Annotated in this window: 12 protein-coding genes; 11 read left to right on the top strand and 1 reads right to left on the bottom strand. The window is 62.0% G+C overall.

What is annotated here, in order from left to right; translation table 11 throughout:
* Positions 1–21 precede the first annotated feature (21 nt).
* The 4 genes from CZ345_RS13305 to CZ345_RS13285 all read left to right on the top strand — a co-directional run bounded on the left by CZ345_RS13305 (position 22) and on the right by CZ345_RS13285 (position 6,655).
* On the top strand, positions 22–2,418 hold the full coding sequence (locus tag CZ345_RS13305) for a pyruvate formate lyase family protein (RefSeq protein WP_077073583.1): 2,397 nt from the start codon (positions 22–24) through the stop codon (positions 2,416–2,418).
* Between the two features lie 14 nt (positions 2,419–2,432).
* Entirely contained in the window at positions 2,433–4,310 is a 1,878-nt protein-coding gene (locus tag CZ345_RS13300; RefSeq protein WP_077073582.1) for a sigma 54-interacting transcriptional regulator, read from the top strand.
* On the top strand, positions 4,300–5,226 hold the full coding sequence (locus CZ345_RS13295) for a glycyl-radical enzyme activating protein (protein ID WP_077073581.1): 927 nt from the start codon (positions 4,300–4,302) through the stop codon (positions 5,224–5,226). Before CZ345_RS13300 ends, CZ345_RS13295 begins: the two co-directional genes overlap by 11 nt.
* 310 nt (positions 5,227–5,536) lie before the next feature.
* On the top strand, positions 5,537–6,655 hold the full coding sequence (locus CZ345_RS13285) for a 4-hydroxybutyrate dehydrogenase (protein ID WP_077073579.1): 1,119 nt from the start codon (positions 5,537–5,539) through the stop codon (positions 6,653–6,655).
* Positions 6,656–6,842: 187 nt separating this feature from the next.
* Here CZ345_RS13285 and CZ345_RS13280 read toward each other — a convergent pair whose 3' ends face one another.
* Complete coding sequence (locus CZ345_RS13280; protein ID WP_077073578.1) at positions 6,843–7,775, bottom strand: LysR family transcriptional regulator; 933 nt, start codon at positions 7,773–7,775, stop codon at positions 6,843–6,845.
* 232 nt (positions 7,776–8,007) lie between these two features.
* Here CZ345_RS13280 and CZ345_RS13275 point away from each other — a divergent pair, with 232 nt between their 5' ends.
* The 7 genes from CZ345_RS13275 (at position 8,008) to CZ345_RS13245 (ending at position 14,936) form a co-directional block, all read left to right on the top strand.
* Complete coding sequence (locus CZ345_RS13275; protein ID WP_077073577.1) at positions 8,008–8,808, top strand: phosphate/phosphite/phosphonate ABC transporter substrate-binding protein; 801 nt, start codon at positions 8,008–8,010, stop codon at positions 8,806–8,808.
* Between the two features lie 30 nt (positions 8,809–8,838).
* A complete protein-coding gene (locus CZ345_RS13270) occupies positions 8,839–9,843 on the top strand; it encodes an ornithine cyclodeaminase family protein (protein WP_077073576.1) in 1,005 nt (334 codons plus the stop codon).
* A gap of 86 nt (positions 9,844–9,929) precedes the next feature.
* The gene (locus CZ345_RS13265) at positions 9,930–11,189 is read left to right on the top strand and encodes an MFS transporter (RefSeq protein WP_162274979.1); all 1,260 of its coding nucleotides are present in this window, start codon (positions 9,930–9,932) and stop codon (positions 11,187–11,189) included.
* 17 nt (positions 11,190–11,206) lie between these two features.
* Positions 11,207–12,733: an HAL/PAL/TAL family ammonia-lyase gene (locus CZ345_RS13260; protein ID WP_077073574.1), complete on the top strand. Its 1,527-nt coding sequence runs from the start codon at positions 11,207–11,209 to the stop codon at positions 12,731–12,733.
* 40 nt (positions 12,734–12,773) lie between these two features.
* Positions 12,774–14,183, top strand: coding sequence for a sodium:solute symporter family protein (locus tag CZ345_RS13255; RefSeq protein WP_162274978.1), 1,410 nt, complete (start codon positions 12,774–12,776; stop codon positions 14,181–14,183).
* A gap of 11 nt (positions 14,184–14,194) precedes the next feature.
* A complete protein-coding gene (locus CZ345_RS13250) occupies positions 14,195–14,380 on the top strand; it encodes a hypothetical protein (protein ID WP_077073572.1) in 186 nt (61 codons plus the stop codon).
* Between the two features lie 40 nt (positions 14,381–14,420).
* Positions 14,421–14,936 carry a hypothetical protein gene (locus tag CZ345_RS13245; RefSeq protein WP_077073571.1) on the top strand — a complete coding sequence of 172 codons (516 nt, stop codon included), beginning with the start codon at positions 14,421–14,423 and terminating at the stop codon, positions 14,934–14,936.
* Positions 14,937–15,037: the final 101 nt, after the last annotated feature.

Genomic DNA, 15,037 nt, shown 5'->3' with positions numbered 1-15,037 from the left:
CTTGCTTCTTCGGGGGAAAGCATGAATCAGATCTCTCTTCCCGCGCCGTACAGGAGGCCTTCGCGTCTTGCCCGGCGCATCAGCCGCATAGCCGCTTCGCGTCCCCGCCTGTTCATGGGCAGGGCGCTGTACTTCACCGAGTCCATGCGGGAAACGGAGAATCTGCCTCTTCCCCTGCGCTGGGCGAAGGCTCTCGTGCATGTGCTCGATCATGTTCCCGTGGAACTTTCTCCCGACGAGATGCTTGCCGGTTCCTTCGGTTCCGGCCGCTGCGGCATCTTCTATCCCGAACTCGACAGCGCCTTTCTGGAAGACGAGGATTTCGCTCCCGAGGAGTTTCTGATTTCAGGCGGCGACATGGAGCTTGCCCGCACGCGGATACTTCCCTACTGGCACGGCCGCACCTATCAGGAGCATTTTTATTCCGAGCTGCCGCCGGAGCTGAAGAACCTTCTCTACATCAACGGCGACGCCTCGCATCCCGCCTTCATCGTGCAGGAAACGGCCACGGTGCGTCATTCGCTCCAGTGGGCGCTGGACTACGACAAGGTGCTGCGGCGGGGATTCCGGGGCATTGCGGAGGAGGCGGAGAAAAAGCTCGCGGAAGCTCCGGCGGAAAAGCGGGATTTTTACGAGGCGGTGCTGGAAATCTGCCGGGGGGTACGGCGTTTTGCCGAACGCTTTGCCGCCCTTGCCGAGGAACAGGCTCTCGGGGCGGCGACGGAGGAATTCCGCAAGGAGCGTCTCGCCCTTGCCGAACGCTGCCGCCGCGTGCCGTGGGAACCTGCGGAAAGCTTTGCCGACGCCGTTCAGGCCCAGTGGTTCACGCAGATGGTTTCCCGCATGGAGGCGGAGTACGGCGGCAACATCAGCAACGGCCGCATGGACCAGTATCTCCGGCCTCTGTACGAGAAGGACATTGCCTCCGGCGTGCTGACGCAGCAGAAGGCGCGTGAGTATCTCGACGATCTGTGGTGTCACCTTGCCCAGTTCGTGCGCCTCAAGCCTTCGCCCACGGGCGCCAAGATTTATGAGGATCTCGCCCACTGGGAATTCACCACCCTGGGCGGCAGGCTCGCTTCCGGCGGCGACGCCACCAACGCTCTTTCCTTCCTGATTCTGCGTTCGGCCTCGGAATTTCCGCTGGACTATCCGTATCTCGGCGTGCGTATCCATAAGGACACGCCGGAGGAATTTCTGAGGGAGATATGCCGCGCCACCCAGAAAAACGGCGCAAGTCCCGTGCTTTTCAACGACGAGACCATCATCGCGCGGCAGACGGCCAACGGAGCCACGGCGGAGGAGGCGCGCGACTACTGCGGCAGCGGCTATTCCGAGGCGAGGCTCATCAACAAGGACACCTATTTCGTGGGAGCCACCTGGCTGAACCTGCCCGCCGTGCTGGAAATGGCCCTGCACGACGGCTACTGTTCCCCCAAGCCTTCCCGCCGCACGGGCCTTTCCACGGGGCCTGCCGAGGCCATAGGCTCCTTTGAACAGCTCATGGAGCTTTTCCGGCGTCAGCTTCTGCACATTCTCGACATGGCCTTCCGGCAGCAGGGCATACTGGAGCGCCTGCGGCCTCGGCACATCGCTTCTCCGCTGCTTTCCTGCCTGCATGATCTGTGCATGAAACACGGGGTGGACATGTCCGTGGGGGCCGTGCCCGAAGGCCGCAGCATCGGCGGTTTTCTCGGCATCATCGGCTTCGCCACCGTGGTGGATTCCCTGGCCGCCATAGACACGCTGGTCTTCCGGCAGAAGAAGCTTTCCCTGCGTGAACTTCTGGATATTCTCGCGGTGAACTTCGAAGGGCATGAGGACGTGCGTCAGCTCTGCCTGAACTCGCCCAAATACGGCAACCGCATCCCCTGGGTGGACGACATCGGCCGCCACATCGACAGGCTGCTCCTCACAAGAGCGAGGAGCGAGGTGAACAGCTACGGCGGCAGGGGGGAAATCTTCTATGTGCCGGTGAAGGCGCACATCGCCATGGGCCGCGTTTCGGGAGCCACGGCGGACGGGCGTTTCGCAGGCAACAATTTTTCTTTCGGCGTCACCCCCTCGCACCTGGTGAGGACGCTCGGTCCCACGGTGTCGCTCAGTTCGGAAACGGCGGTGCAGAATCCCGATATTCCCTCCCTCGGGGCGCGGGTCATGTTCTCCACGCTTCTGCCCGGGCAGATATGCGGAGAGGCGGGCGTGGAGGCGCTCATGAGCCTGCTTCAGACATGGTGCCGTCAGCAGCACTGGTTCCTGCGTTTTCAGATATTGACGCCGGCGGAATTGACGGTGCTGCGCAATTCACCGTATGAATACAACAGCCTGTTTTTGAATGTTCCCGGCCTCAACGCGCAGGGCTATTCCTTCCCTTCGGCGGCGTTTTCCTGCAGATGTCCGCTTCAGAAAGCCCGGTAGACGGCGGGCCTGTCATGTCGAAAACCATGAGAGACGAGAAGCTTCCCCAGTCATCGCTTTCCTTTCTTCCCCATGAAAGCGTGCGCGCCTTTACCGACGCGCTCTCTTCCGGGGTGCTGCTGGTGGATGCCGAGGGCGTAGTCTACCATATCAATCAGGCCGCACGGCTCCTGCACCAGGGGGGAAGCATTCCGAAGACGGGTTTTCCCCTGGCCGATGCCAGCCCGCACGACTGGGTGGAGGTGCGCAAGGTTCTTGCCACGGGCATTCCGCAGATCTGTTCCCTCCTGCGCCTGCCCATGGCCACGGTGGTGGTCAGCCGTATGCCTCTGGAGTACAACGGCGTCACGGCGGGCGTCATTACCATGATGCAGGACATCAACAACTTCAGCGCCATCATCCACGAGTTTCCCGAATATGCGAATCTGGCGCGGGAATTTGAAACCGTGGTCGATCAGTTCGAGGATATTTTCCTCACGCTGAACAGCCGCGGCGTCATCCGCAACGTGAATTCCGCCTACGAAAAGCTCATTCTTCTGGGCAGGCAGGGACTTGTGGGGAGGCATATCGAAGACATTCAGCGTTCTCCCCGCAACCTCGTGGCGCTTTTCAAAAAGGCGGGAGCTTCGGGAACGCGGGTCACCATGCCCGTCACGCTGCCCACGGGGCAGACCTATCAGGGCAGCGCCACCCCCGCCTTCGATGATTCGGGCAATCTTTTCCGCGTGATGCTCCAGCTCAAAAGCGAGGCCGCGCCTCAGCCGGAAGCGGAAACGAGCGCCGTTTCCGCCGCTCCCAAGCCCGGCATCCCCTCCGCGGAGCTTCAGCGCATCTGCAATGCCTCGGGTTTTACGGTGCACAGTTCCGTCAAGAATCAGGTGGTGCAGCAGGCCCTCAAGGTGAGCAAGACGAATTCCTGCGTGCTCATCACCGGCGAATCGGGAGTGGGCAAGACCATGCTGGCCTCCCTCATCCACAACAACAGCAGCCGCAGTTCCCGGCCCTTCGTGGTCATCAACTGCGGCGCCATTCCCGAACAGCTTCTGGAAAGCGAGCTTTTCGGCTACGAGAAGGGGGCCTTCACCGGCGCCAGCGCCCACGGCAAGATGGGACTTATCGAAACGGCGGACAAGGGCACGCTTTTTCTGGACGAAATCGGCGAGCTGCAATACAGTCTTCAGTCCAAGCTGCTGGAAGTGTTTGAGAAAAAGTCCTTCATCCGCGTAGGCGGCACGAAGCGCACCTCGGTGGACATACGCATCCTTGCCGCCACCAACAAGAATCTGGCCGAAGAGGTGGAGAAGGGGAGTTTCCGGCGCGACCTTTTCTACAGGCTCAACGTCATTCCCAACGTCATTCCGCCCCTGCGCGAGCGGCCGGAAGACGTCCGCGCCATGATCGATCAGCTCATAGAGCAGTACAACACGCAGAACGACGCCTCCAAGACCATGTCGCCGGAACTTCTGCGCTGGCTTCTGCGTTACCCCTTCCGGGGCAACATGCGCGAGCTCGTCAACATCATGGAATGGCTGCTGGTCATGAGCGAGGGCGATACCCTCGGCCTGCACGATCTGCCCGCGCGCCTGCAGCAGGAGTATCAGCTCACCGCAAAGGAGCGCATGGAGCCCGTTTCTCTGCCCGATATTTCCCAGCCTCCGCCCCCTTCGGGAGGGGCTTGCTTTTCCGCGGGGCTTCAGGAAGGAACCTTGTCTCTCAAGGACGCCATGGCCGCCTTTGAAAAGGAATATCTGGAAAGGGCCATGGAAAAGTACGGCACCATTCAGGCCGTTTCCGAAGCGCTGGACGTGCATTTCTCCACGCTGTGGCGCAAGCTGGTGAAGTATGAACTGGTGCAGAAACATGCCGCGCAGGAGAAAAAATATGTCCCGTGAATCCATGCCGCTGCTCATCAGTGGAATCCAGCATTTTTCTCCCTGTCCCGGGCACGGCCTGCGTACCACCGTGTTCTTCACGGGCTGCCCGCTGCGCTGCTACTGGTGCTGCAATCCCGAATGCCGCCGCAACAGGCCCGTGCTCGTTTGCAATACGGAAAAGTGCATCGGGCCTGCCGTTTGCAGGCACTGCGTGGGAGCCTGCCCGCACGACGCCATTTATGTGAGCAAGAACGCCATCCGCGTGGCGCGCGACCGCTGTACCGACTGCGGGGAATGCGTGTCCCGCTGTCCTTCGGGCGCGCTGTTCATGAGCGGCCGCGCCATGAGCCTTGAAGAGATCATGGAGGATATCCTCAAGGACAAGGATTACATCATGAACGGCGGCGGCATTACCCTGAGCGGCGGGGAACCCATGATGCACCCGCAGCAGGCGGCCGATCTCATGCGCCTTGCCCATGAGGAAGGGCTGCATACGGCCATGGAAACCTGCGGCTTCTTCGACCTCGACGCACCGCATACCATAGCCGCGCTGCGTGAGACGGATCTTCTTTTCTTCGACATCAAGCACAGCGATCCTCTGGCGCACCGCAGGGGCACGGGGGTGGACAATTCCCGCATTCTCTGCAACTTCCAGCGCATCGTGGAAGAATTTCCCGGCCTTGAGATCAACAGCCGCACCCTTGTCGTTCCCGGTTTCAACGACGATACGGTCACCATGCGCAACATCGCCCGCATCGTGAAAAAGACGGGGTCCTTCTTCCATATTCTGGAAACATGTTCCACCCTCTGCGGGGACAAGTACGCCCAGATGGGCCTGCCTTTCGGCTACGACCGTCTTTCCCTGCCGCAGGACAGGCTGGAAGCCATTGCGGACGTATTCCAGGAAGAAGGCCTTTCCGTGGAAATCCGCTGAAGGGCCGGAGCGGAAGAACCGTTCCGGGCTGGCTTTCCGTGTTTCCGCGTATGCGTTTTTGCAAACGCCGGGAGCGGCGTGCCGCCGGGCGGGCTCCGGCGCGGCGGAAGAGCGCAGGAAGGGCCCGGCCTTCCGTTTTTCGGCCGGGAAAGAGGAAGGCGCGGCTTCCGGGGCTTTTGCGTTTGTGCAAGCGACAGGGCGGAAAAACGGAAAGAATGTCTACAACACGCTGAAAAAGAAGAAAAAACAGCGTATGGCATGAAATGTGCAGAAGACTTCGGCATTGTTCATTTCAACGTGGGGGCAAGCCATGCTGCAACTTCAGTTCAAGCCGGAACTTCATTATTTCGATACCTGCCGGGAATTTGCGGAACAGTTCCGCATCACGGCGGATGACGTCGTACTCAGCAACAGGTATATTTACGAGCCTTTCTTCGGGCATCTGAACCTTCCCGCCCGGGTGATCCATCAGGAGGAGTTCGGAGCCGGGGAACCGACCGACGTGATGGTGGACGCCATTCTGGAGCGTATGGAAGGCTTCGGCAAAGGCCGCATCATCGCCATCGGCGGCGGCACCGTCATCGATATCGCCAAGGTGCTGGCCGTGGCTCCTGCGGGCGCGCGCACGGACGATCTTTACCGCGACATGGCGCATCTTGAGGCGCACCGGGAGCTTGTCATTCTGCCGACCACCTGCGGCACGGGGAGCGAGGTGACCAATATTTCCATCCTCAACCGGACCAGGCTGGGCAGCAAGACGGGCCTGGTTTCCCCGGCCATGTTCGCCCGTCAGGCCGTGCTCGTGCCCGAGCTGCTTTCCGCCCTGCCGTGGGGGGTGTTCGCCACAAGTTCCATCGACGCGCTGGTCCATGCCGTGGAATCGGCCCTTTCTCCAAAGGCCACGCCCTATACGCTTCTTTTCAGTCACAGGGCCATGGAACTCATCCTGCGCGGCTATCAGGCCATACGGAACGAGGGCCGGGAAGCGCGCGGAAGGTTCATGAAGGATTTCCTCATCGCCAGCAACTTTGCGGGACTGGCCTTCGGTACCGCGGGCTGTGCCGCCGTTCATGCGTTGAGCTACCCGCTGGGCGGAACGTACCATGTGCCCCACGGGGAATCCAACTACGCGCTTTTCACGGCCGTGCTCGAAGTCTACGGGGAAGCAGGGCTTGAAGGCCGCCTTGCGGAACTTGCGGATACGCTCGCCGCGCTCCTTGCCTGCCGCAGAGAGGAAGCATTTGCACGGCTTGCGGAGCTTCTTGCGGCCATCCTTCCTTTGAAGAGACTGCGCGAATACGGCATGACGGAGCAGGATGTTTCCCTTTTCGCCCGCACCGTCATTGTTTCGCAGCAGCGGCTGCTTGCCAATAATTTCAGGCCGCTTTCCGAGGAGGAGATAGCGAAGATATACGCTTCCCTCCTGTAGCATGAGGCCGGGCCGAGCCGGTACGGCCGCCGTTTCTCTAGGCGCGCCTTTTTGGCGCAGCCCGGGAAAACGGACGGTTACGGAAAACGCCTTTTCGATTCACGGAATCCCAGGTTCCGTGCGTTTCGAAAAGGCGTTTTTTCATGCCCTCGGCTCAGGAGTGGCGCGGGCGTTTTTTCCCGCAGGCTCAGAGCGGCACGATGCTGCCGGAAAGCTCCCGGAACAGCATGTCTATGCAGGCCGCGCTCTGGGGCGGCAGGTGCCTGCGCCGCCGCGTGATCAGAGAATACTGGCGCAGCACGCCTTCTCCGGGCAGAGGATAGATGTCCAGCGTATCTTGGTACCGGCGGACGGTGAAGTCTTCCAGAATGGTCACGCCCATGCCGGCCCGCACATAGGAGAGAATGACGGCGGAATTGTTGGCCGTGGCGGCGACGGAGGGCGTGGCTCCGCTTTTGTGCAGTTCGTCCGTAACCACTCTGCTCAGCGTGCTTGCCGAGGAGAAGGCGACGAAGGGCACGCCGTCCAGTTCCCGCGGGTCGCACAGCACGCCGTTTTCATCGCGTGTGAAGCCGCTGCCGCGCGGGCAGACCAGGACGAGACGGGAGAGAAACAGCGGGCGCGCCTCTATGGTGGGAGGAAATTCCCTGCCCGCCAGAATGCCGAAGTCGATGGCGGAACTGTTGACCAGATCCAGCGTGAAGCTCGATTCCCCGCCGGATTGCAGGGTGAAGCGCGTGCGCGGATACTTCTGATGAAAGAGCGCCAGAGGCCCGGCTATGATGTTGGCCGAAACGCTGTGGGTGGTGGAAAGCGATATCTCCCCCTTGTATTCCGCCTTGCCTCCGCTGCCCACCTCGGAGCGGATTTCCTTCACCAGATCGAACATGGTGATGGCCTTCTCGTGAAGAATGCGCCCCTCGTCCGTAAGTTCCATGCTCTTGTTCCGCCGGTGGAAGAGCTGCACCCCGAGTTCCGCCTCAAGGCACTGCACAAGGTAGCTTACGGCGGGCTGCTTCAGATGGAGGCTTTCCGCCGCCTGCGACATGTTGCCGTATTCCGCCACGGCGTAGAAGCCGCGCAGCCATTGCAGAAAGTTTCCGCTGAAAGGTTCTATCATGGCGTTTTCCCCGGACAAACGCGGTTTTGTCCGTGCCCCTGTGCTGAAAAGGGGCGCAGAACGGAGCGATGGGAGCTGCTATCAAAGCTCTCTATATATCAATCAATACATTTTATCAATAATTGTTTTGACAAAAAAATTTTTAGAGTGTTAGAACGGACCTGACCCTCCGGCGGAAGCCGGGCGTCCCGCCCGGAGTCGTTTTCCCCGGCAATGTTTTCGAGAGGCCGTTATGACTACGCTTATCGCCTGTTCCCGACTGTATGACGCTACCCCCTTCCATGCGGAGGCATGGCGGACCGTGTTTGCCGAGGCGGGCAGACTTGCCGGGGTGGATCTGCGCGTCGTGGAATGGCGGGCGCCCGCGCCTCTCGGGGAGCTGTGGAAGCGGCCCGACATGGGGCTGGTGTTCCTTTGCGGGCGGCCCTATGTGCAGGCCGGAGCAAGGCACCGCATCATCGGCGCGCCTCTCGGCCCCGATTCCGGGGAAAAGGCCGTCTACCGCACGCTTCTTCTGGCGCGCGCCGGAAGCGGCTGGACGAAGGTGGAGGAGAGCTTCGGCGCAAGGCTCGGGCACATGGGCGCGCATTCGCAGTCGGGGTACAATGCGCTCCGTTTTCTGCTTGCTCCCCACGCTTCGGGCCGGAAGCTCTACGCCGAAAGCGTGGAACTCGAAACCCCGGCCGCATGTCTGAATGCCCTGCGGGAAGGGCGCGTCGACGTCGTTCCGCTGGACAGCTACTTTTATCATCTGCTTGTTTCCGCGCGAAAAGAACTGCGGGAAGAGCTCGTCATACTCGGCCGTTCTCCCCTGACGGCCATGCCCTTTCTCGCAGCGTCGCCGGAGGCGGAGGATGCCGTCGTCGCGGCGCTGCGGGGGGCTCTGGCGGAGTGGAGCCTCGCCCCGGGAGGCGAAGAGCTTCGCCGTGCGCTGTGTATGAAGAGTTTTTCCCTGCCGTCTGTTTCCGACTACGCGGTACTGGCGGAGCAGGAGGCCGCGGCGCTTCGCCTCGGCTATCCCTGCCCCGTCTGATATTCACCTGAACCTTCCGGAGTCCACACCATGCAGGAAAGTTACCTTACCTATCTCAACGGGCCCGACGTGGCCGCCCTGAAGATGACCGACGCCGAAATTCTCGCCGCCGTGGAGGAAAGTCTCCGCGCCCAGGGCCTCGGCCAGACGCGCATTGAACCCAGGGTGCATCTTGTGCCGGAGGATTCCGCCAAGGGGCATTTCAATGTGCTGCGCGGCTACATACAGCCCCTGCACGTGGCGGGCGTGAAAATCGTGGGCGACTATGTGGACAACTACAAGCAGGGCCTGCCCTCGGAAATGGCGGTCATGAATCTGTTCGACCCCGAAACCGGCATGGTGAAGGCCATTCTCGACGCCACGTCCATCACGGACATGCGTACCGGCGCGGTGACGGCCCTGGGCGCAAAATACATGGCCCGCAGGAATTCCCGCATTCTCGGCCACATCGGTTCCCGCGGCACCTCGTACTGGAACGTGCGCCTTCTCGATTCGCTTTTCGATTTCGAGGAAATCCGCGTGCATTCGCGCAGGCCGGAAAGCCGCGAGGCCTTCGGCAGAAGACTTTCCGAAGACCTGGGCAAACCTGTGCGCGTGGTGGACGACTGGGAATCCTGCGTGAGGGGGGCCGACATCGTGGTGGAAGCCACGCGTCTGCCCGCTCCCTGCCCCATGCTGAAGACGGAATGGATCAAGAAGGGCGCCTTCGTGGTTCCCTACGGCACCATGAGCGCGGTGGAGCTTTCGCTCACCGACATCATGGACAAGATCGTGGTGGACGACTGGGGCCAGTGCCGCAAGGGCCTGCCCTACGGTTCCCTGCGCCCTCATGTGGAAGCGGACAAGCTCACGCAGGAAAACCTGCACGCCGAAATGGGGCAGATCGTGGCGGGACTCAGGCCCGGCCGTGAAAGCGACGACGAAACCATTCTCTTCTGGCATCGCGGCCTGAGCACCAACGACATCGCCCTCGGCTGCGCCATGCTGGAAAAGGCCGAAAAGCTCGGCATAGGCCAGAAGCTGCGCTACCGCTGATGTACGGGCGAAGCGGCTCGCGCCGCTTCGCCTTTTCCCCGAATCCTTTTTTATTCCCCCTCTTTTCGTCCCCGGCTGGTATGACCATGCGTTCCCGTTCCTTCTCCTATGCCTGCCTGCTTTTTGCCGCGCTGTGCGGCGCCTATTTTCTCGTCTTCTTCCAGAGACTCAGTCTCGGCGTCATCATGCCGGAACTTGCCGCGGAGCTTCAGCTTGCCCCGGCCATGACGGGCTGGCTGGGGTCCGCCTTCCTGTATGCCTACGCGGCCACGCAGATACCGGCCGGACTCATGGTGGACGGCTGGGGTCCCCGCCGGACCATGCTGCTGCTTTTCGGACTCGGCGGCGTGGGCGGCATACTCTTCGCCTCGGCCGAAGGCGCGGGGCAGGCCTTTGCGGGCAGGGCCCTTGTCGGCATGGGCATGGCCGTGGTCACCACGGCATCCTTCAAGATCATGAGCCGCTGGTTCCGCGAGGGCATCTATGCGCGCCTCGTGTCCATATTCATGGCCGTGGGCGGACTCGGCACCTTTTTTGCCGCAGCCCCTCTGGCTTCGCTCAGCGCCGGCTTCGGCTGGCGGCCGGTGTTCTGGTTCATCGCCGTTTTTTCCCTTTTCTGGGGCGCGGTGCTCTTTTTCCTGGTGAAGGACGCGCCTTCCCCCGCGCAGAGGCGGGAACTGGGCCTGCCTGACGATGCGGCGCCTTCCGCTCCTTCCGCCGCGGAACGCGGGCCGGGGGCCTTCCGGGTGCTGTTTTCCTCGCGGCAGTACAGGCTTGTGGTGCTCTGGTACCTTACGGGCGCGTCGCTGTTCTTTTCCTTCGCCGGGCTGTGGGCCGGGGATTATTACCGCAACGTGCATCATCTTTCCGCCGAATCCACGGGGGCGCTGCTTTCTCTCGGCGCTCTGAGTCTCGTCATCGGCACGCCTGCCGGGGCGTGGCTTTCCGACAGGCTGCATTCCCGCAAGATCGTGCTGGCGGCAGGCTCGCTCTGCGCGACGGCAAGCTCGCTTTCGCTCTGTTTCTGCCCCGCGCCTCTTCCGGTATGGGCGCTGTGGCTTCAGTTCGGCGGCATCTGCATCGCGGGCAACGCCACGGCGTCGGTGGTGTTCACCGCCGCGCGTGAGGCGCTTCCGTCTTCGGTGCTCGGACTTTCCACCTCCATGCTCAGCTTTTCCATTTTCGCCTGCACGGCCTGCCTTCAGGCCGTCATCGGGGAAATGCTGGAACGACTGGCCCCCCTCGGCACGGAAGCGGCGTATTCCCGGGCTTTCCTCATCTATCTCGTCTTTTCCGTCATCAGCCTCGTTGCGGCCTTGATGCTGCGCGGGCGCAGCCGGGCCTGAAGGCCCTCGGAGCGAATATGAATGTCATCATACGTCTGACCGGTTCCGACCTGACGCTGGAACAGGTTGCCCTTGTGGCCCGGCAGGGCGCGGTCGTGGAGATTGCGCCGGAAGCGGAGGAGCGCATCCGCCGCACCAGAAGCATGGTTCTTTCCATGGCCGAGGACCGCAGTCTGCCGCGCATCTACGGCTTCAACACCGGCGTGGGCATGAACAAGGACTGGGATATCAGCCGGGAAGGCCTTGCCGCGTTCAACACCATGCTCATCCGTTCGCACAGCGCCGCCGTGGGACCGGAACTTTGCGAAGCCGATGTCCGCGCCACGCTTCTTGTGCGCCTCAACTGCCTTCTGGCCGACGGCACGGGTGTTTCCTGGGAACTGGTGGAGCGCTACCGCGATTTTCTCAACCTGCACATGCACCCCGTCATGCCGGGCCGCGGTTCCATAGGTGAAGCCGACCTCGTTTCCCTGGCCCACATTGGGCTGGCCGTCATGGGCGAGGGCGATGTCGTGTTCCGCGGCGAACGCATGAGCGCAAAGCGTGCCCTGGAACTTGCGGGACTTGAGCCTCTCGTGCTCGGCTGCAAGGAAGGGCTCGCCATCGTCAGCAGCAACGCCATGGCGGCGGGCATGGCCGCTCTGGTGCTGGAAGACTGCGAACGGCTCATGGACGCGGCCGACCTCATCTATGCGCTGGCGCTGGAAGGGTACGGCGGCAATGTGTCGCCGCTGGACCCGGCCTGCTATGCCCGCCGCCCCGTGCCCGGCCCCACGCAGACGGCGGCGCGCGTGCGCCGTTACCTTGAAGGCAGTTTTCTCTGGAAGGGCGGCGTGGCCGCCACCATGCAGGACCCGCTGTGCTTCCGTTCCGCCTGTCATGTGCACGGCGCCGTGCGCGACGCGATTTCCTACCTGAAGCCTCATCTTCTGCTGCACATCAACGCCACGGACGACAACCCCTGCGTGCTGGCGGAGGAGAGGCGCTTCGCCCACAATTCCAACTTCGAGGTCACCTCGTGGGTGCTCGGCTTTGAAATGCTGGGGCAGGCCCTCAGCCATCTGGCGCGCAACATCTGCTATCAGGTCATCAAGATGGACAGCAACGGTTTCAGCCGTCTGCCCCGTTTCCTCAGCCCGGACGGCACGAGCGTCATGGCCTATACCACCAATCAGAAGACCTTCTCCGCGCTGGAAGCGGAGATACGGCATCTGTCCAATCCGGTGAGCGTGGACTACATGGCTCTTTCCGGCGAGGTGGAGGACCATGCCTCCAACGCGCCTCTGGTCGTGCGCAAGACCGCACGGATTCTGGACAATCTCCGTTATATGCTGGGCATGGAGGCCTACCATGCCGCCCAGGCCGTGGATCTTCGCGGTCTGGCTCCCCTCGGCGCGGTCACGGCGCGGGCCTATGAGGCCGTGCGCGCCGTCATCCCCTTCCTTGAACATGACCGCGTGATCAGCGCGGATATTGAACGCGGCTATGACCTCATGGCTTCGGGACGCATGTCGGAGATCGCACGCGACATGACCGGAGTCTGAAATCCGACATTTCAACATGGGAGAGTGTGTTATGCAGGATGTGGTAGTTAACTGGACCGGTCTCGACTGGCTGGCCATCTTCTTGTACCTCGGCATCATGATTCTGGTGGGGTGGTACGTTTCCCGCAAGGTGCGGAACTCGGAAGACTATCTCATGGCGGGCAGGGCGCTGTCCTACCCCATGGTGGTGGCGACGGTGGCCGCCACCTGGTACGGTTCCGGCGCCGTGTTCGGTACGGCGGAACTGGCCTTCAATGCCGGTATCGCGGCCTTCGTGGTATGGTGCGTACCCGCGCATCTCGGCCGTATTCCCCTGGCCCTGTGGGTGGCTCCCCGGGTGCGCGGCGTGAAGGAAAACACCATTCCCGCGCTTCTCGGCAGGCTGTATGCCCGCCCCGTGGCCTTCCTCGGCGCGGTGCTCATCGTGTGCTATTCCAGCCGCCTCATGGACATCGTTTCCGTGGGCATCATGGGCAATACCGTCACGGGCCTGCCCAACTGGGTCATCGGCGCGGTGATCGTGGGCGTGGTCATCTGCTATTCCATGTTCGGCGGACTGTGGTCCGTGGTCATGACGGACGTGCTCCAGTTCTTCCTCATGACCAGCCTCACGCTCCTTCTGCTTCCGGGCGTATGGAGCAGCGTGGGCGGCTTCGAGGGGCTGCGCGCGGCGCTTCCCGCCGGGCACTTTTCTCCCACGGGCGGCCTGCCCATAAGCCAGCTTCTCGTTTTCTTCCTGCTGGGCTTCCAGGTTTATGCCGACCCCGCCGCCTATCAGCGTTTCGGCGCTTCCAACAGCGCCAAGACCGCCAAGCGCGCCTATCTGACCTGCCTGCTCATCTGGATGGCCTTCGATACCGTCATGACCATGCTCGGCCTCGGCGCCCGCGCCATGTATCCGAACCTGCAGGGCAGCAAGGCCTTCCTCACCATGGCCATCAACGCCATGCCTCCCTTCCTTACCGGGCTCTGGATATGCTCCATTCTCGCGGTCATCATGTCCACCATGAGTTCCTTCTTCCTCGTGGGCGCCACCACGCTCACCTGCGACCTCATCAAGCCGCTGCTGCGGCCCTGCATGACGGATAAGGAACAGATCCGCCTGACGCGTTTCTTCATGGTCTGCATCGGCCTGTGCGGATGCCTGCTTGCCTTCCAGTTCTCCGCCGTGCTGGACGCCGTCATCTTCCTCGGCGGCCTGTATCTGGCTTCCGCCTTTGTCCCCGTGCTGGGCGGCCTGTTCTGGCGCTGGCGCTTCACCGTGGCGGGCGGCTTCCTCAGTATGCTCGGCGGCATGGGCACCACGCTCGTATGGCAGTTCATGGGCAATCCCTTCGGCCTGAAGCCCATGCTGGTGGCGCTGCCCGTTTCCTTCATCCTGTTCCTGCTGGGCAACATGATAGGCAAGCCCATCGACCGCGACGCCGAACCCGTCAATGAATGTGAATAAGGGGGTTTCTCATGGATCAGATCCTTTCCGCCGATATCAGGTTTGTTGTGGCCATCATTCTGGAAGCCGTGGTCCTCGTGTGGGGGCTGGTCAGCGGCGTGAGCCTGCTCGGCTATATCCTGCCGGTGATCGTGGCCATAGTCTGCACGACCATCACCGTTCTCGGCATTCGTGATTTCTTCCGTCAGCACCGCTGATGTCTTTTACTGCCCTGCGGGGCGCAATCAGGAGTCGTTCATGGACATGATGGCCACGCCCGTCACGCTTGCCAGGGAAGAGGTGCTTCGCAGGGCGAAGGGTAAAGGAGGCCTTCTGGGCAGGCTTTTCGTCAGGGCGCCTCTTACGGAACTCAGGCTGGAATACGTCCGGTTCTACATGATCCGCCTTCCGTATGAGGTGGAGGCGCGCCGCTTTCCCTTCCGCAGGCATGAAACGGGCGGCGTCATGTCCGTGGCCGTCAACGCGCTGTACGGACGCTGCGCCGTGAAGGATACGGAGCTTGCCCTCGCTCCTGTGCAGGGCGAGCATTTTCAGGGAGGCCGTTTCGAGATGGAGGCGGGCGAAGCCGACGAGCTCGCCATGAACTTCGCGCGGCGCATCATCATGCGCATGTGCCGCAATCTGCCCCGCTTCGGCGAGGTGCAGCACGAAACCTTCTTTCGTCCGTACTGGATGGCCTATTACGGCAGGCCGGACGGCGTAAATCCCCGTTATCTGCCCTTTGAGGCCGACGGCCTGACCTTCAAGCGCTGAGTTTTCAGTCCGCAGAACCTATGTTGAAAGCCCCGGTTCCGGTGCCCGCCGGCCGGGGCTTTTTGTGCATTTCCCGGCGGCACGGAGAAGGCGAAAAGCAA

Origin of the sequence: Mailhella massiliensis (assembly GCF_900155525.1) — a bacterium.
GTDB classification, from domain to species: domain Bacteria; phylum Desulfobacterota; class Desulfovibrionia; order Desulfovibrionales; family Desulfovibrionaceae; genus Mailhella; species Mailhella massiliensis.
Note: the sequence above shows the minus strand (reverse complement) of the source record. Positions and strands in the feature narration are given on the sequence as shown.